This is a genomic window from Sphingorhabdus sp., from assembly GCF_046292425.1.
GTDB lineage: Bacteria > Pseudomonadota > Alphaproteobacteria > Sphingomonadales > Sphingomonadaceae > Sphingorhabdus_B.
This window is the reverse complement of record NZ_JBKBQV010000026.1, coordinates 16556-33229: the sequence shown is the minus strand read 5'-3', so window position 1 is coordinate 33229 and position 16674 is coordinate 16556. Positions and strand designations below refer to the sequence as shown.

Here is a 16674-nt window from a genome sequence, read left to right as displayed (position 1 = left end):
AGACAACGGGCAAATTGGGCGAAGTAATGGGCGAGTCGATTCAGGCCGCGTTGAGCTACGTAAAGGCCCGCGCGCCAAGCTATGGTATCAAGCCTAGTCTGTTTGGCCGCAAGGATGTCCACATTCACCTTCCCGAAGGCGCAGTGCCAAAGGACGGTCCTTCAGCCGGCATTGGAATGGTCACTTGCATCGTGTCTACATTGACTGGCATTGCTGTGCACCGTGATGTCGCCATGACAGGCGAAGTGACACTTCGCGGTCGGGTGTTGCCGATCGGTGGCTTGAAAGAGAAACTGCTCGCTGCCTTACGCGGCGGTATCAAAACTGTCCTTATTCCCCAAGACAATGAAAAGGATCTTGCGGAGATACCGGCGAATATAAAGGAAGGGTTGGAGATCATTCCCGTCAGCCATGTCGACCAGGTTCTGGCACGTGCGCTTATATCGCCTTTGGTGCCAGTAGAATGGACAGAGGCGGATGAACTGGCAGCGGCCATTCCTGCGGCAATCGGGGGCGAAAACGGGGCTTCTGTGACACATTAAGGCCGTGCGTTCTGCCTAAACTTGTATGTAATGGGCAGAACGTACAGTTTTTCACAGAAAATGACGGTTTTAGGCCGATATTTCCTTTGACAGCGCCCACATTCTCCTCATTATCCCGCCACCGGCTTTAGCCGCGACTCAATTTAGTAATAAATGGGTCTCACATAATTTTGAGAGGGGGGTTCCCACATGAACAAGCAAGATCTCGTCAGTGCAGTCGCCGATGCAAGCGGCCTGACCAAGGCTGATGCCGGCAAAGCCGTTGAAGCGACATTTGAAGCAATTACGGGTGCTCTAAAGAGCGGTGGCGAAGTGCGGCTCGTTGGTTTTGGTACCTTTGGCGTTGCAAAGCGTAAGGCATCTACCGGCCGTAACCCACGCACCGGTGAGCCAATGACCATCAAGGCATCGACTCAGCCAAAGTTTAAGGCTGGCAAAGCGCTTAAAGACGCTGTCAATTAAGAATTAACCAAAATATTTGGTGAAAGAGGGCGGGGCGAAAGCACCCGCCCTTATTTTTGCCCCAAGTTGTTGCACAAACTAAACACGCAGCGTCGAGCCAAGCATCGCACCCCGCCGCACAACAGTTAAGCTGTCATATCCGCACATCAGACGCTGTATTTCGCACTATTGCCCACATTCGTTATGCAGCCAAACGAGGCTCGCATGGCGCCCGCGCTGTGCTTGGGAAAGGAATAACTTCTGCCGGCGCCAAACGCCGCATCTCGCCGAGAATGATACGGCGACTACGCTGGTGTGACGGCGCAAATTCCAAATCAATGACCTGACGAATCTGCGGCAAGGCATTACGGATCGTCAGCACAATCACACCAACTGATGCACTCAATGCGACTATGAAAAGAATCGAAGCGATAATCGTCATTGCACTGGTCCTTTCTTTAACCGCTCCCGTTTCGGGCGGCCGTTTCGGTTTGAACAAGGTATGCGCCTTCGTTCACTATATGTTCTTTTATGTCAAGCGGCATTTCAAACGCGGAACATCGTAGGGTAACTCTGTGGATTACCTGTGGATAACTAACGCGAACACAAAAGGTTCAGTAGTTTGACATCTTAAGGTGTGTGGCGGGTTCCGCGGCGTTCTGCAAACCACTGCTGAAGGAGTTGCTGGGTGCATCCTGTAAATCCGTTGCTTCCGTTCACGGAGCAACTGTTGGGCAGAACAGCACGCGAATAGCTATCAAGGCTCTCGACTGCTGATGTCCAGCTGCCGCCGGACTCAGTTGCTTCGTCAACATCGCGGAGGGGTTTCGGAATTCGATAACGGTCGCCCTCAGGCTGTGCAGCACAGACAACAATTTCGTCACCAGCCGCTTCCGGGCATTTTTCCGTGCCGAACGTTACGAGAAACGAAATTCGTTCCGGCGGGGCTGACTGCTGGGCTTCGCCATATGTTTCAACCTGTGCCAATGCCAAGGGTGAAACTGTTATCGAACCAGAAATCAGTACGCCGACAAAAAGGAGGATTTTATTCACAGCGCCGCTCTCCCAAATTTACACAATCGAGAGTAGCGGCACGGCGTGAACCTTATGTTAATCGCCTGATCCGGAGACATAACCTGCCATCAGGGGGGGCGCTTGCTGGAAAGCGAATCTCATATCAGGTTATAAAAGTGGATTATGTTGCGGTTTGTGTCTGTTGCGACCCTGCAACCGGCGGCATTCCACCGGATATGATGCGCCCCTGAGTCATGGTTGATATCCACGCAAATTGGCAAATCGCTTCCATAGCGCCAGTTAAATTGCTTGTCGGCGCCCGCTGCCTGCCCTGCGAGGCTAAGCGAAACAAGTTGGTCACTATTCAGAAACATCAACGTGCTGCTTGATGTGGGGTAAAGTTCATCCCAACGGGCAAAGGCGACTTCCTGGGCTGCTGCAACAAAAAGGTCTGAAGCGCCATGCGGGGCCGCTTCGGACGTTTTGCGCCAAAGGCTAAAAATCGTAACGATATCGCCCATTGAAAAATCCAACCGTTCGTTCAAGTAACTGATAAGCATTGGCGTACAATATGTTTCAAAGCCATCGCCGATAGGTCGTACGTGCTTAATTAAAAATCCTACTGAAATTGACATGATTAATTCTCTTAGTCATCTGTAGAGTGAGAAGAAAAAACGGGAATTATCAGGTTCCCGCAATGATATCTTTCACTTTTTCGTTATAATCATCCAGTTGTTTCTGATAGAACTCGTCAATGAATATTAAAAGTTTTTCAGCCATTTTATCGACCAACTTATCCTGAACGGCCTCTTGCATTTTTATCATCATGTATTTGTCGCCGATAAATTCATAGGTATTGTAAGTACTGTTAAGTTCCGTTGAGGCATATGTTACGCATAATGCTTTTGCGTCAGTATTTTTCATGTGGAGCGCGTATTTGATGACACGCGTTGAAATATTTGTCTGGTTATACCCGGTGATGACACCAAAATAGTTGAAATCGCGTTCTTCGTTGGAATAGCGGGCAATTTCTCCGCCACTGTTTTTCAGCGCACCAATCACGGCGTCTTTCAGGCCAGCCACATTTTTTATGTTCAGTACTTTTTCGACGATGTCCGGATCGGCTTTCAAGCTGAAATCAGCTTTTTTGTAGACGTCGTCTTGTTGGCTTGTGAAGGTAAAAAACGGAAAAGGAAAAGTTGTAAAGCCGGTGACCCAGGCATCCATATTTTTCAATGCGTCGGTAATTGGTACGCCGGCATTGATCGCTGCGTTGGAAATTGTCTGTTGAACCATATTGGTGCAAACGGCCATGATGAGTGAGCATTTTTCATAATCCTGTACAGACATGTCGCCGCGTACGTTGACTGCGACCGGTTCGGGAATGCTCATTGGTCCCTTTATGTCATCTGCAGCGGCGGTGTGGGGCGAACTTTCGCGGGACACCGCTTTTGTGATGCCATGCTTCAGATCCATTGCATTTACGAGAAACGGGACATGTTCCCTGGTTAAGCGCGTCGTCACAAATATTCTCCCCTCGGTTATAACAGCGGTCATTCCGACCACCAATGTTGCTAACATGATGCTTGACTGCGACGGAGTTCATGTTGGTCCATTTCGGGGTAAATAGTGTTCGGTGCGGGCTCACAGGCTGACCGTCGTTCCGCGGTGAAAGTGGCCCCGCACTGGACCCGAGGCTGGTCTTTATGAAAGTTCTGCAGCCAAGCGATCGTGTTTGTTCTTGACGAATCCCGGTCACGACTATAACGGCGCCCTCATTCCACATGGGAAACACACATACCGGTGCTGATCTTTGTCTTTCAGGCAATAGTGAAGTTCTAGTTTCCCAGAGGCTCAACCGGAAGGAGAAGTACCATGGCGGCACCTGTCGTTACCATGCAGCAATTGCTTGAAGCTGGGGCCCATTTCGGCCACCAAACACACCGTTGGAACCCGCGTATGAAGCCGTATATTTTCGGCGCGCGCAATGGCATCCACATTCTCGATCTTTCGCAGTCCGTGCCATTGTTCGCACGTGCGCTTGATTACGTCGCGCAGAGCGTTTCGTCTGGCGGGAAGGTTCTTTTCGTTGGCACGAAGCGTCAGGCGCAGGGCCCAATCGCTGATGCAGCTCGCGCATCGGGTCAGCATTTCGTCAACCATCGCTGGCTGGGCGGCATGCTCACCAACTGGAAAACCATTTCAAACTCCATCAAGAAGCTCAAGACTCTTGAAGAGCAGCTGTCGGGCGACACGCACGGTTTCACGAAGAAGGAAATCCTTCAAATGACCCGCGAGCGCGACAAGCTTGAAATGAGCCTTGGCGGTATCCGCGACATGGGTGGCATTCCTGACGTCATGTTCGTCATTGACGCCAACAAGGAAGAGCTCGCCATCAAGGAAGCCAATGTTCTTGGTATTCCGGTGATCGCAATCCTCGATTCCAACGTATCGCCTGACGGCATTGCATTCCCGGTTCCTGCAAATGATGACGCAGCGCGCGCCATTCGTTTGTATTGCGACGCGATTGCCACTGCGGCAACCAAGGGCAATGTAAACGCGAAGGTTGCCAAGGGCATTGACCTTGGCGCGGAAGTCGAGCCAGCGGCTGAACCAGCTTTGGTTGAAGAAGCTGCGCCAGTGGCAGAAGAAGCAGCACCTGCTGTTGAAGCTGCTCCAGCTGAAGCGCCTGCCGCAGAAGCGTAATACTTTTTTGTCATTCCCGCGCAGGCGGGAATCCATGGTCTAATTGGTCGGTTTAAATTGACTGGGCAGACCATGGACCCCCGATTGAGTCGGGGGTGACATTATTTAGAGCGATGAGGGGTTCCTGCCTCTCGCAACCAAAATTCGAAAGGACAATCTTATGTCTGCAATTACCGCTTCAGCCGTCAAGGAACTGCGTGAGCTTTCCGGCGCTGGCATGATGGACGCCAAGAAGGCGCTTGAAGAAACCAATGGCGATATCGAAGCCGCAGTTGATTTGCTGCGCGCCAAGGGCCTTGCTACAGCCGCCAAGAAATCAAGCCGCACTGCGGCCGAAGGTCTTGTCGGTGTTGCCGTTGAAGGCACCAAAGGCACTGCGATCGAAGTTAACAGCCAGACCGATTTTGTTGCCAAGAACGAACAGTTCCAAGAATTTGTCGCTGCAGTAAGCCAAGTGGCGCTAAACCTGGCTGCAAATGATGCAGACGCTGTTTTGGCCGCGCCTTATGGAGACGGTGAAACCGTTCAGGATCGTTTGACCAACAACATCGCAACCATCGGCGAAAACCAGGTCATCCGCCGCGTTAAGTCGCTGTCGGTGAGCAATGGTCGTGTTGTTTCCTATGTTCATAACGCTGCAGCGCCGGGCATGGGCGGTATCGGTGTCCTGGTTGCGCTTGAAAGCGAAGCAGACGCTGCGACGCTTGATGGTCTGGGCAAGCAGTTGGCGATGCATATCGCGGCTGCTTTCCCGCTGTCGCTCGACGAAACCGGCCTTGACGCCGAAACGCTTGAGCGTGAACGCGGTATCGCCCGTGAAAAGGCATCGGAAAGCGGCAAGCCTGCGGATATCGTCGAAAAGATGGTTGAAGGCGCGGTAAAGAAGTTCGCCAAGGAAAACGCCTTGTTGAGCCAGCCCTTTGTCATGGATGGCAAGACCCCGATTGCGGACGTTGTTGCTGCTGCTGGTAAAGAAGCTGGCAAGCCCATCGTGCTTAAGGACTATGTCCGCTTCCAGCTTGGTGAAGGTATCGAAAAGGAAGTGTCCGACTTTGCAGCTGAAGTTGCTGCTGCTGTCGGCGGATAAATAATCTTGGCTTCCCTGCCCAAAGGCGGGGATAAGGCCTTGGCGATGTGGCGCGCGGCTCCTATAGCTGGGCGCCATTATCGTATTGGGACGAGGGACATTATGGCCGCGCAAGCTTATCGCCGCATTCTTCTGAAACTATCAGGCGAAGTGCTTATGGGCGATCAAGCCTATGGCATTGACCCCGGCACTGTGGCCCGCGTGGCAGAAGAGGTTAAGGCTGCTAAGGATACTGGCCTGCAATTGTGCCTCGTAATCGGTGGCGGCAACATTTTCCGTGGCGTCTCGGGCGCAGCCAAAGGCATGGACCGCGCGCAGGCCGACTATATGGGCATGCTTGCGACCGTTATGAACGCGCTGGCCATGCAAAACGCGCTGGAGCAGCTTGGTGTACCAACCCGGGTGCAATCCGCTATTGAAATGGACAAGGTCTGCGAACCCGTCATTCGTCGCCGTGCGGAACGGCATCTGGAGAAAGGACGCATTGTCATTTTTGCGGCTGGCGTGGGCGCGCCATTCTTTACAACAGATAGCGGAGCTGCATTGCGTGCGGCCGAAATGCAATGTGATGCGTTATTCAAAGGCACATCGGTTGACGGCGTCTACGATGCCGATCCAAAGAAGGTGTTGACAGCAAAGCGTTATGAAACATTGAGTTATGATCGGGTCTTGGCAGATAATCTGAAGGTTATGGACGCGAGTGCAGTCGCATTGTGCCGGGACAACAACATTCCTATCGTGGTGTTTTCCATCCGCGAACGGGGCAATATATTGAAAGTGCTCGACGGAAGCGGCACTTCAACTGTGGTAACAAGCGAAGGAAACTGATCCATGCCGCAATATGACAAAACTGATGTTGAGCGCCGTATGAAGGGCGCCGTGGACTCATTTAAAAGCGACCTTTCCGGACTACGCACTGGGCGTGCCAACGTGACCTTGCTCGATCCAGTCGTGGTCGAGGTCTACGGTTCGCACATGCCATTAAGCCAGGTGGCGACGGTCAGTGCCCCAGAGCCGCGTTTGCTTTCGGTGCAAGTCTGGGACCGTTCGAATGTAACTCCGGTAGAAAAGGCAATCCGTTCGGCTGGGCTAGGGTTGAACCCGATAACTGATGGCCAGACTCTGCGTTTGCCCATCCCCGACCTTACCGAGGAACGTCGCAAAGAGCTCGCGAAGCTCGCAGGCCAATATGCGGAAAAGGCGAAAATCGCGATCCGGAATGTGCGCCGGGATGCCAATGACGGTTTGAAGACCGACGAAAATAAGAAGGAAATCAGCGAGGACGACCGCAAGCGGCTTGAAACTGAAGTCCAGAAAATGACCGATGAGATGATCAAAGCGGTCGATGACGCGGCGGCGCATAAGGAAAAGGAAATTCTGAGCCAGTGAGTCTCGAAACAAACCTCTCCTCCGTTCGCTCGACACGAGCGGGTTTAGGTATTTGATGGCCATCGCTGAAGCTCATGAGCGCATTGCAGCCGGAACCGGCAAGATGCCTCGCCACGTTGCGATCATCATGGATGGCAACGGCCGCTGGGCGAAGAAGCGGATGTTGCCGCGTGCGATGGGCCACAAGCGCGGAGTCGAAACTGTACGCAATATTGTACGTGCTGCAGGGGAACTTGGCCTCGAAACCCTCAGCCTCTACGCTTTCTCTAGCGAAAACTGGAAGCGGCCCGAGGAAGAGATTAGCGACCTCATGAGCCTCATGCGCGATTTCATTAAATCAGACCTGGATGAGTTCGCTGCAAATGACGTCTGTCTCAAAATAATTGGCGATTACAAAGCATTGGCGCCAGATATTGTGGAAATGCTTGAAGAATCCATTGCGCGAACATCGAAGAACAGCCGCACGACACTGGCAGTAGCGTTGAATTATGGGTCGCAGGACGAAATGGTTCGTGCGGCCCGTGCTGCCTCTGCGCAGGGCGAGATTAGCGCCGCCAGTATTGAAGCCAATCTGGACACCGCAGGTCTGCCGCCTCTGGACTTGCTTATCCGCACCTCGGGCGAGCAGCGACTGTCCAACTTTATGCTTTGGCAGGCGGCTTATGCCGAATTCTGGTTTACGGAAACCCTGTGGCCAGATTTCAGCAAGGACGAACTTGCCGCAGCACTGAACGAATTTGCCCGCCGCGAACGACGCTATGGTGGTCGATGAACGATAATGTTGCGCCGATTTTAAAGCCGCGATCGGACTTGGGCATACGGACGTTGTCGAGCGTCGGCATGATGTCGGTCGCGGTGATTGCGATTTGGATCGGTGGTTATGCTTTCATGGGCCTCGTGATCGCAGTGGGACTTGGCGTCTTTTTTGAATTTTCGAAGCTCGTGCTTGGTTTCGCGCAAAGCTTTCCAGCGCGTGCTTTGTGGCTATTGGGGGGCGTGGTCTATGTAGGTATCGCCTGCTTCACGTTGATGGTTTTTAGCGCACCGTTTTTCGGCATGACTCCAGCGATATTGTTGATTGCAGGCGTGATCGGCACCGACGTCGGCGCATATTTTGCAGGGCGGAGCTTGGGCGGGCCCAAAATTGCGCCAAGGATCAGCCCGTCCAAAACATGGTCTGGTCTGTTCGGCGGCATGATTGGCGCTGGCCTGATGATGGTTGCGATTCAGGCCGCGATCTACGCCTCGCGCGGCGGCCACGTTGGCGACGGGGATGTTTATCTCGCTTATGGATGGGGCCGCCTGATGTTAACCGGCGCCGCGCTTGCTGTGGTCGCACAGGTGGGTGATTTTTTTGAAAGCTGGATGAAGCGGCGGGCAGGGGTGAAGGACTCTGGGCGGTTGATACCTGGCCATGGTGGGTTGTTTGACCGAACTGATGGCCTCATCGCGGTGGCTTTTGCAGCCGGGCTGATAATGGTATTCCAGTCTGTGACGGGGAGTTAGTTCATGACTCGGCGCGTTTCCATTTTTGGCGCAACGGGTTCCGTCGGGCTTTCGACCCTGGACCTTATCCGCCAGCATCGCAGCAAATATCAGGTGGTCGCGCTTTCGGCCAACGGCAATGCGAGGGCCATTGCGCAATTAGCACGTGAATTTGATGCAGAGCTGGCCGTTGTAGCCGATGAATCAGCTTATGCCGAGCTCAAGGAAGCACTGGCAGGCACAACCATCGAGGTTGCAGCGGGCCCACAAGCCCTCATAGAGGCCGCCAGACGCGATGCGGATTGGACGATGGCCTCGATAGTGGGCTGCGCTGGTTTGCCGTCCACAATGGCTGCGATTGAGGCCGGCAAGACCGTAGCCTTGGCAAACAAGGAGGCTTTGGTTTCGGCTGGCGAACTGATGATGGCTGCTGTTCGCCGTTCGGGCGCCGTTTTGCTTCCAGTCGACAGTGAGCATAACGCCATTTTCCAATGCCTTGCTGGCGGCAAAATAGACCAGGTGCGCAAGATCACGCTGACCGCGAGCGGGGGGCCATTTCGCGCCTTTTCGCTTGAAGAAATGCGGGCAGTGACGCCGGCACAAGCCGTTGCGCACCCAAATTGGGATATGGGCGCGAAGATCAGCATCGATTCAGCGACCATGATGAATAAAGGTCTCGAGCTGATTGAGGCCTACCATCTCTTTCCTGTGGGGCTGGATAAGCTTGATATTCTTGTTCACCCGCAGTCTGTAATCCATTCAATGGTTGAATATGTCGATTGTTCAACATTAGCGCAATTAGGCTCCCCCGACATGCGAATCCCCATTGCCAGTGCACTTGCATGGCCAGAGCGCATCGCAACGACATGCAAGCCGCTCGATCTGGCAACCATCGGGCAGTTGACGTTTGAGCGGCCTGATCAGTTGCGCTTCCCGGCGCTTCGGCTTGCCCGCGCAGCCATTACCGAGGGCGGTGCCAAGCCAGCGATAATGAACGCGGCAAATGAAGTTGCCGTTGCCGCATTTTTGGACGGGCAGATTAAGTTTCTGGAAATCGTGGCGCTGGTAGAGGCGACATTGTCTGCTTATGTGCCGGATGCGCCAAAGGGTTTGGACGATCTGTTCAGCATTGATGCAGGCGCCCGACATTATGCGCGGCGCGAATTGGAGAAACTGACCAGTGGCAACTGAATCACCCCATATGTTGTTGACCGTACTCGCATTTCTGTTGCTGATAGGTTCACTGGTCGTGGTGCATGAACTTGGCCATTATTTGGTTGGCCGTTGGTTTGGCGTAAAGGCTGAAAAATTCTCGATTGGTTTTGGACCTCAGATTTGGGGGCGCGAGGACAAGCGCGGCACATTGTGGCGCATTGGCCTTTTGCCATTGGGTGGCTTCGTGCAATTTGCCGGGGACATGAACCCGTCAAGCCAGGCCGACGAGAGCTGGAAGCAACTGCCCGAGCATGAGCGCAACCAGACGTTTCAGTCCAAAACATTGTGGCAGCGTGCGCTCATCGTTTTTGCCGGTCCCGCAGTGAATTTCCTTCTCGCCATCCTGATAGCAATGGGTTTCCTGCTGGCTTTTGGAAAGTCGGTAACGCCCCCTGTTCTCGACGTCGTGCAGCCAAATAGTCCGGCTGCAGTGGCAGGTCTGTTAGAAGGCGATCGCATACTTACGCTTAACGGCCGAAGTATCGAAACATTCGACGAGATGGCAAATGAAGTCGTCATGATCCCGGGGGAAAAGATTGTCATTGAAGTTGAACGAGATGGCGCACGGTTAGCAAAGGAAGCCACGGTTGCATCAGCAACGGAGGTGGACCGTTTCGGAAATGAATATCGGATTGGGCGCATCGGCGTTGGTGCGAGCAAGGTTGAAACTCGTGAAGTTAGCTTGCTTGAGGCGCCTTGGGCTGCTGTGGTGCAGACAGGGGGTATATTGCGGCAGCAGATGATCGGCCTAGGTCAGATTATTTCCGGCCGTCGCCCAATTACCGAGCTTGGCGGGCCGCTGAAAATCGCGAAAGTTTCGGGCGAGGCCATGAGCCTCGGTATTTTGACCTTCATCAGCCTTGCCGCGCTTATCTCGATTAACTTGGGGTTCATCAACCTCCTGCCAATCCCCATGCTCGATGGAGGGCATCTCTTGCTCTACGCAATTGAGGCAGTGCGTCGGCGTCCAGCTACGCCGAAAGTGCAGGAGTGGGCTTTCCGTGCGGGATTTGCGATGCTGGCGACATTCATGATAATGGTAACATTCAACGACCTCGCATCTTTCGGGCTTTTCGGAAGCAGTTGAGGGCATTGCATACTTGATTGCGGGCGCTGCATCGGGCAGGGACGCAAAAATATTATATCGGCATTTCGCCAACGCCCGGTGGGGGCCGGACATCAGATCGGATGACAATGAATAGTAGACCTTTCGGTAGCCTTAAGAATTTTGGCATATATTTGATGGGTTCGACTGCACTTGCAGCGACAGGCAGTATGACTCCCGCTTTTGCACAGGATGCAACGGCGGCGCCCACTGCGCAGCCATCGACACCGGAAGCGGCCGAGATCATTCAGTCCATCACCGTCGTGGGCACACAGCGCCTCGAACCCGATACTGTTCGGTCATACATCCGCCTGCGAACTGGCCAGCCATGGACTCAGGTATCTGCTGACCAAGCGTTGAAGGACTTGTATGCTACGGAACTGTTTGCCGATGTTGCTGTGCGCAACAACTCGGGCGCGGTTGTCATCGAAGTGCGGGAAAACCCAGTCGTTAACCGGATCATTCTTGAAGGCAATAAGCGAATCAAGAATGACAAGATTGAACCGGAAATCAAACTGGCCCCACGCCAGATTTATTCGCGATCAAAAGTGCGGGCGGACGTTGCGCGCATTATCGAACTTTACAAGCGTCAAGGCCGTTTTGCCGCAGTAGTCGAACCTAAGCTGGTTCAACTGGACCAGAACCGCGTCGATATCGTGTTCGAAATCACGGAAGGGCCAAAGTCCAAGGTTCAACAAATCAACATCATCGGCAATGATAAGTTTTCCGATGGCCAATTGCGCGGTGAAATGGTCACGAAACAGGCGCGTTTCTACCGGTTTTTTAGCTCGGGAACCAGCTACGATCCTGATCGTCTGGCATTTGACCAACAGAAGCTTCGCCAGTTTTACCTGACGCAGGGTTATGCGGATTTCCGCGTTGTGTCTGCTGTCGCGGAACTTACACCCGACAAGCAGGACTTTATCATCACTTATGTGGTGGAAGAAGGTGATCGTTACAAATTTGGTGACGTAAAAGTTGAAAGCCAGATTCGCGACTTTGACTCAGGTCGTCTCACCAGCACATTGCGCATGAAAAAAGGCGATTGGTATGACGCCAAAATGGTCGAAGATACCGTCGAAAGCCTATCTGAAACCGCCGGCCTATTTGGTTATGCCTTTGCCGATGTAAACCCTAATTTCCAGCGTGATAAAGAAACGTTGACGATGGGCATCACGTTCAACGTTGCGGAATCACCGCGTGTTTTCGTGGAGCGTATCGATATCAACGGAAATACGCTCACTCAGGACAAGGTTGTACGGCGCGAGTTTCGCCTTAACGAGGGCGACGCGTTCAACAGCATTCAGGTGAAGCGTACGGCGGAGCGCATCAAGTCGCTCGGGTATTTTCAGGAGGACTTAGAGGTTGAGCAGGCACAGGGCAGCGCGCCCGACCGCATCATCCTGACCACCAATGTCGAAGAAAAGGCAACGGGCGAACTGTCGCTTTCGGCCGGATTTTCCTCAATTGAAAACTTCATTTTCCAGGGCTCGATCAGGCAACGTAATTTCCGCGGGCTTGGTCAGGAATTGCGGACAAACATTTCCTACTCGTCTTATTCAAAGTCAGCTGAAATTGGTTTTACCGAGCCTTATCTGTTCGACCGCTCGATCGCGGTTTCGGGCGATATTTTCCGCCGCGATTTGAACAGCTTCAATTTCTTTAACAACGAACGCAACACAACTTATCAGCAAGCCACGACCGGGCTTCAGGTTCGTGTCGGCGTGCCGGTAAACGAATTCATTTATTTCCAGGCACGTTATGGCTTAAGTCAAGACGACATCTCGCTTGACCAGAATACGTTCTTCTCGGATCCGGACGGTGCAGGACCGCTTCCTGCGTCCTGCGACCCAATCATCGCCGGGCGTTTCCTGTGTGATGCACTTGGCAAGCGATTGACGTCATCGATCGGCTATACGTTGCTATATGATGGTCGCGATAACCGCATTCGCCCAACCCGTGGGCAGAGCGCGGGAATTAGCCAGGACTTTGCCGGACTTGGCGGGAGCGTCAAATATATTAAAACGCGTATAAATGCGGACAAATTCTGGAAGCCATTCGGTAATTTCGTTCTTGGTTTGTCGATTGAAGGCGGATATATCCACCCGCTTGAGGACCGCGGTCTTACTTCACAAGGTATCGACGACGTACGTTTGACGGATCGCTTTTATCTTGGCGAACCGCAAATGCGCGGCTTTGACATTCGTGGTGTCGGTCCGCGGGTCCAGCGTGTTTTCTTCGAAGGCCAAGTTGTGAACGGTGTGGCGGTCAATTCGCCACTTACTGACCGCAACCAGATCCAGGACGATGCTATTGGTGGTCGTTTTTATTATCTTGGCCGCGCAGAATTGCAGATTCCGTTAGGCAGCGGCGCCAGAGAATTAGGCTTGCGTCCATCTATATTCGTGGACGTGGGTTCGGTATTCGACGTGACACGGCCAATCCTGCAGACGGTGCAGCAGCGTGAAGTCCTGGCTGACGGTACGCAGGGCGCTCCACTTTACTATTTTGTGGATACAGCAGGCACGCTCCAGACATCGACGACGGCGACCAATGAGGACGGTTCGGCCCGTGTGTCGGCGTTACGGTTCGAAGAGCGCTTCTTTGGCGATACTTGGAAGCCGCGTTTGTCAGTTGGCTTTGGTGTTAACTGGAATTCGCCTTTTGGTCCGTTCAGGATTGATATTGCCCGCGCTCTGCTAAAGCAGCCGGGTGACGACACCAAATTGTTTACATTTAACGTAGGAACTCAATTCTAATGAAAATTCGTAACACCGCCATTGCGGCTGCTCTCTTGTCAGCAGCTGCCATATCTGCACCAGCGACCGCCCAGGTATCGGGCATCGCCACGGCGGATACATCAGTCGCTATTGCGCGTTCAAAGGCGCTCGGCACTGCCTATCAACAGATCGGTACGCAATATGCGGCCGTAGCGCAGCAGATGCAGGCAAAGCGTCAGGAAATTAACAATCTGAATGCGCAGTTGGATACTAACAAGGACCGCGAAGTAACTCAGGCCGAGCTTGATGCAGCGGTTAAGGCGAAAAGCCCAGTGCTCGCGCAGATCGATGCAAAGCAGAACGAATTAAATACATTACAGGATCCGGTCATTCTCGCTCAGCTTTATGCGGTTGAACAGATTGCCTTGAAATATGAAGCTGCGCAGCAGGCGGTCATTACAGCCAAGCGAATCAACGTAATTCTATCACCCGATGCATTTGTATGGGCGCCCGAATCTGTTGACGTGACTGCGGCTATTACGGCGGAGCTTGATAAGGCAGTGCCATCGGTGCCGATCACGCCACCAGCTGGATGGCGCCCTTCGCGTCAAATCGGCGCTCTATATCAGCAGATCCAGCAGTTGATTAACGCCGCAGCTCAACAGGCAGCCGCTGCCCAGCAACGGCCTGCTGCGCCAGCAACACCAGCAGCTCAGCCTGAAAGCCGCTAATCAGAATGTCTGGGGGCGACTTCAGCAATTATGATGTCCGCAGGGTTATGGCGGTGCTCCCGCATCGCTACCCCATGCTGCTGGTCGATCGTGTGCAGGAACTTGTCGTTGACGAGCGTATTTGCGCGGTCAAGGCCGTGACCATGAATGAAGGGTTCTTTCAGGGGCATTTTCCTGGAAGACCCATCATGCCTGGCGTAATGATTGTTGAGGCTTTGGCCCAAGCGGCTGGCGTATTGGCGATGGAAAGCCTGGGGCTTATCGGTTCGGGCAAGCTTGTGTATTTCATGTCTATCGACAATGCCAAGTTCAGGGCACCCGTTGAGCCCGGTTGCCTCTTGCATCTGCATGTGGAATTCGTGCAAAAGCGGGCGCGGGTCTGCAAATTTGCAGGGCGCGCTATGGTTGGCGATCAAGTCGCTGCCGAAGCCGAATTCATGGCTATGATTGCCGAGCCACCTGCTTGATTTGGCGTTCCTTGGTCCTGCGGCTAAATTCCTGACCGCAGGAGCGGAGGAAACTTTAGATTCGCCGGGTTCTTGAGTGTGACCATTTCAATGTTGCTATATCACCTGTGCCCCGCTATGCGCGGCGCTTCCGAATTTAGGGTTGCCGGTCGGAAACCGGTGGCTGAACAAAGGAATTATGTATGAAAGCCGACATTCACCCCGATTATCACATGATCAAGGTGCAAATGACCGACGGTACCATCTTCGAAACGCGCTCCACCTGGGGCAAAGAAGGTGACACCCTCGCTCTGGATATCGATCCGACATCGCATCCGGCATGGACCGGCGGTTCGGGCCGTATGCTTGACACGGGCGGCCGCGTTGCCCAGTTTAACAAGCGTTTTGGTGGCCTCAGCCTCAAAAAGTAAGATATTCCATGTGCCGGGTTGACGCCCGGCATGTGATAATTTTAAGGCCCGCACGAGGTCAAAGCTAAGGAACGCGTCTGCCTCAGTGACGCTATGGCGATCGTAGCTCAGTTGGTTAGAGCGCTGGTTTGTGGTACCAGAGGTCGGGGGTTCAAGACCCCTCGGTCGCCCCATTTCTTCTCTGTCATATTCCGGGTGACAATTACTTTGCGTAATATTATTACGCCAAAAAGTAATATGATTCCTTGCCCGTTGGGGCGGGAATTTCACACAAGGGAATGCACCATGCCCGCAATATGGGATCTGCCTGATTTTGACTCGCACGAGGCGGTTCACGTCTTTGATGACCGCGCAACGGGTCTAAAGGCGGTTATTGCTGTTCATTCTACCTATTTAGGACCGGCGGCAGGCGGAACGCGCTTTTGGCATTATGCCGATTCACAGGCCGCGATTATTGACGCGCTACGACTGTCGCGGGGGATGAGTTATAAAAATGCCATGGCCGGTCTGTCTGCAGGCGGCGGAAAAGCTGTGATTCTTGCCAATCCGGAACGGACAAAGCCGCAGGACATGCTTGACGCCTTTGCACGCGCGGTAGATTCACTTGGTGGCCGATATATCACCGCGCAGGATGTTGGCATGTCCGAGGCCGATATGGTTTCTTTGTCAAAAGTAACGCCGCATGTCGCGGGCTTGCCCGATCACGGTGGCGATCCCGGTCCTTACACTGCCCGCGGTGTCTTTCTGGGCGTTCAGGCGGCGGCAAAGCATGCTTTTGGTACAGACGATATGGCAGGTGTCCATGTAGCCATTCAGGGCGTCGGCAGCGTTGGCGGTGGCTTGGCCCGCTATCTTGCCGCACGAGGCGCAAAGCTTACCCTCGCTGATGTCGATGCTGATCGTGCTGCTGATCTTGCCGCGGAACTTGGTGGAACCAGCGTGGCAGCCGATGATATTATGAATGTCGAGGCAGATATCTTCAGCCCATGTGCTTTGGGCGCTATCCTGACGCATGCCAGCGTGACAGCGCTTAAGGTCCGCGCTGTCGCCGGCGGTGCGAACAACCAGTTGGCAACGGGAGCAGAGGGGCAAATGCTGGCCGATCGGGGAATTCTCTACGCGCCCGATTATGTGATTAACGCAGGTGGAATTATTAACGTGCTGCGTCATGTCGAAAATGCCGATGATGCAGAGATTGATCGCCGCATCGATGCCATTCCGGGGCGGTTGTCGGCCATTTGGACCGAGAGCGATTCGACCGGTATGACACCAGCGGAAGTCGCCGACAATATGGCACAAAAGCTTATTGGTCGATGACTTCAAATCCATTGGCGTAACGCTTTTGCGGTGCTAGACGCTCAC

Annotated in this window: 19 protein-coding genes and 1 tRNA gene; 16 read left to right on the top strand and 4 right to left on the bottom strand. The window is 53.5% G+C overall.

Features of this window, described 5'->3' with window-relative positions; translation table 11 throughout:
• A partial coding sequence (locus ACK4S7_RS07335) for a S16 family serine protease (RefSeq protein ID WP_409645497.1) occupies window positions 1-542 on the top strand: 542 nt, incomplete at its 5' end.
• Between the two features lie 189 nt (window positions 543-731).
• Window positions 732-1004, top strand: a complete 273-nt coding sequence (locus ACK4S7_RS07330; protein WP_295443736.1) for an HU family DNA-binding protein — start codon at window positions 732-734, stop codon at window positions 1002-1004.
• Window positions 1005-1185: 181 nt separating this feature from the next.
• On the opposite strand, the gene ACK4S7_RS07325 is transcribed toward ACK4S7_RS07330, so the two are convergent.
• From ACK4S7_RS07325 to ACK4S7_RS07310, 4 genes are all read right to left on the bottom strand, one after another.
• The gene (locus ACK4S7_RS07325; protein ID WP_409645492.1) at window positions 1186-1425 is read right to left on the bottom strand and encodes a hypothetical protein; all 240 of its coding nucleotides are present in this window, start codon (window positions 1423-1425) and stop codon (window positions 1186-1188) included.
• A gap of 188 nt (window positions 1426-1613) precedes the next feature.
• Window positions 1614-2036, bottom strand: a complete 423-nt coding sequence (locus ACK4S7_RS07320) for a hypothetical protein (RefSeq protein WP_409645489.1) — start codon at window positions 2034-2036, stop codon at window positions 1614-1616.
• 119 nt (window positions 2037-2155) lie between these two features.
• Window positions 2156-2557, bottom strand: coding sequence for a hypothetical protein (locus ACK4S7_RS07315; protein WP_409645486.1), 402 nt, complete (start codon window positions 2555-2557; stop codon window positions 2156-2158).
• A gap of 124 nt (window positions 2558-2681) precedes the next feature.
• Window positions 2682-3554 (bottom strand): hypothetical protein, encoded by an 873-nt coding sequence (locus tag ACK4S7_RS07310; protein ID WP_409645483.1) that lies wholly within the window; start codon window positions 3552-3554, stop codon window positions 2682-2684.
• Window positions 3555-3872: 318 nt separating this feature from the next.
• Here ACK4S7_RS07310 and rpsB point away from each other — a divergent pair, with 318 nt between their 5' ends.
• From rpsB to ACK4S7_RS07240, 14 genes are all read left to right on the top strand, one after another.
• Entirely contained in the window at window positions 3873-4703 is an 831-nt protein-coding gene (gene rpsB / locus ACK4S7_RS07305) for a 30S ribosomal protein S2 (protein ID WP_409645480.1), read from the top strand.
• A gap of 160 nt (window positions 4704-4863) precedes the next feature.
• Complete coding sequence (gene tsf, locus ACK4S7_RS07300) at window positions 4864-5790, top strand: translation elongation factor Ts (protein ID WP_409645477.1); 927 nt, start codon at window positions 4864-4866, stop codon at window positions 5788-5790.
• A gap of 102 nt (window positions 5791-5892) precedes the next feature.
• Window positions 5893-6618 carry a UMP kinase gene (gene pyrH / locus ACK4S7_RS07295; protein WP_409645475.1) on the top strand — a complete coding sequence of 242 codons (726 nt, stop codon included), beginning with the start codon at window positions 5893-5895 and terminating at the stop codon, window positions 6616-6618.
• Window positions 6619-6621: 3 nt separating this feature from the next.
• A complete protein-coding gene (gene frr / locus ACK4S7_RS07290) occupies window positions 6622-7179 on the top strand; it encodes a ribosome recycling factor (protein WP_324477378.1) in 558 nt (185 codons plus the stop codon).
• A gap of 55 nt (window positions 7180-7234) precedes the next feature.
• Entirely contained in the window at window positions 7235-7951 is a 717-nt protein-coding gene (uppS, locus tag ACK4S7_RS07285; RefSeq protein WP_409645472.1) for a polyprenyl diphosphate synthase, read from the top strand.
• Window positions 7948-8685, top strand: a complete 738-nt coding sequence (locus ACK4S7_RS07280) for a phosphatidate cytidylyltransferase (protein WP_409645469.1) — start codon at window positions 7948-7950, stop codon at window positions 8683-8685. Before uppS ends, ACK4S7_RS07280 begins: the two co-directional genes overlap by 4 nt.
• A gap of 3 nt (window positions 8686-8688) precedes the next feature.
• Entirely contained in the window at window positions 8689-9855 is a 1167-nt protein-coding gene (locus tag ACK4S7_RS07275; protein ID WP_409645466.1) for a 1-deoxy-D-xylulose-5-phosphate reductoisomerase, read from the top strand.
• A gap of 10 nt (window positions 9856-9865) precedes the next feature.
• Window positions 9866-10966, top strand: coding sequence for an RIP metalloprotease RseP (gene rseP, locus ACK4S7_RS07270; RefSeq protein ID WP_409645500.1), 1101 nt, complete (start codon window positions 9866-9868; stop codon window positions 10964-10966).
• Window positions 10967-11121: 155 nt separating this feature from the next.
• Window positions 11122-13743 (top strand): outer membrane protein assembly factor BamA, encoded by a 2622-nt coding sequence (gene bamA, locus ACK4S7_RS07265; protein ID WP_409645463.1) that lies wholly within the window; start codon window positions 11122-11124, stop codon window positions 13741-13743.
• Entirely contained in the window at window positions 13743-14435 is a 693-nt protein-coding gene (locus ACK4S7_RS07260) for an OmpH family outer membrane protein (protein WP_409645460.1), read from the top strand. Before bamA ends, ACK4S7_RS07260 begins: the two co-directional genes overlap by 1 nt.
• A 5-nt stretch (window positions 14436-14440) precedes the next feature.
• Window positions 14441-14902, top strand: coding sequence for a 3-hydroxyacyl-ACP dehydratase FabZ (gene fabZ, locus ACK4S7_RS07255; protein ID WP_409645457.1), 462 nt, complete (start codon window positions 14441-14443; stop codon window positions 14900-14902).
• A gap of 182 nt (window positions 14903-15084) precedes the next feature.
• Window positions 15085-15312: a 50S ribosomal protein L31 gene (rpmE, locus tag ACK4S7_RS07250; RefSeq protein ID WP_295443769.1), complete on the top strand. Its 228-nt coding sequence runs from the start codon at window positions 15085-15087 to the stop codon at window positions 15310-15312.
• 96 nt (window positions 15313-15408) lie between these two features.
• Window positions 15409-15485 (top strand) — tRNA-His (locus ACK4S7_RS07245).
• A gap of 112 nt (window positions 15486-15597) precedes the next feature.
• Window positions 15598-16629, top strand: coding sequence for a Leu/Phe/Val dehydrogenase (locus ACK4S7_RS07240; protein WP_409645453.1), 1032 nt, complete (start codon window positions 15598-15600; stop codon window positions 16627-16629).
• The last annotated feature ends 45 nt before the right edge of the window (window positions 16630-16674 follow it).

Coding starts and splice junctions, on each gene's coding strand:
- ACK4S7_RS07310 (WP_409645483.1), bottom strand. CDS start 3,554: ATGACCGCTGTTATAACCGAGGGGAGAATATTTGTGACGACGCGCTTA.
- ACK4S7_RS07315 (WP_409645486.1), bottom strand. CDS start 2,557: ATGCTTATCAGTTACTTGAACGAACGGTTGGATTTTTCAATGGGCGAT.
- uppS (WP_409645472.1), top strand. CDS start 7,235: ATGGCCATCGCTGAAGCTCATGAGCGCATTGCAGCCGGAACCGGCAAG.
- ACK4S7_RS07240 (WP_409645453.1), top strand. CDS start 15,598: ATGCCCGCAATATGGGATCTGCCTGATTTTGACTCGCACGAGGCGGTT.
- frr (WP_324477378.1), top strand. CDS start 6,622: ATGCCGCAATATGACAAAACTGATGTTGAGCGCCGTATGAAGGGCGCC.
- ACK4S7_RS07275 (WP_409645466.1), top strand. CDS start 8,689: ATGACTCGGCGCGTTTCCATTTTTGGCGCAACGGGTTCCGTCGGGCTT.
- ACK4S7_RS07260 (WP_409645460.1), top strand. CDS start 13,743: ATGAAAATTCGTAACACCGCCATTGCGGCTGCTCTCTTGTCAGCAGCT.
- ACK4S7_RS07330 (WP_295443736.1), top strand. CDS start 732: ATGAACAAGCAAGATCTCGTCAGTGCAGTCGCCGATGCAAGCGGCCTG.
- ACK4S7_RS07280 (WP_409645469.1), top strand. CDS start 7,948: ATGAACGATAATGTTGCGCCGATTTTAAAGCCGCGATCGGACTTGGGC.
- rpsB (WP_409645480.1), top strand. CDS start 3,873: ATGGCGGCACCTGTCGTTACCATGCAGCAATTGCTTGAAGCTGGGGCC.
- tsf (WP_409645477.1), top strand. CDS start 4,864: ATGTCTGCAATTACCGCTTCAGCCGTCAAGGAACTGCGTGAGCTTTCC.
- rseP (WP_409645500.1), top strand. CDS start 9,866: ATGTTGTTGACCGTACTCGCATTTCTGTTGCTGATAGGTTCACTGGTC.
- rpmE (WP_295443769.1), top strand. CDS start 15,085: ATGAAAGCCGACATTCACCCCGATTATCACATGATCAAGGTGCAAATG.
- pyrH (WP_409645475.1), top strand. CDS start 5,893: ATGGCCGCGCAAGCTTATCGCCGCATTCTTCTGAAACTATCAGGCGAA.
- bamA (WP_409645463.1), top strand. CDS start 11,122: ATGGGTTCGACTGCACTTGCAGCGACAGGCAGTATGACTCCCGCTTTT.
- fabZ (WP_409645457.1), top strand. CDS start 14,441: ATGTCTGGGGGCGACTTCAGCAATTATGATGTCCGCAGGGTTATGGCG.
- ACK4S7_RS07325 (WP_409645492.1), bottom strand. CDS start 1,425: ATGACGATTATCGCTTCGATTCTTTTCATAGTCGCATTGAGTGCATCA.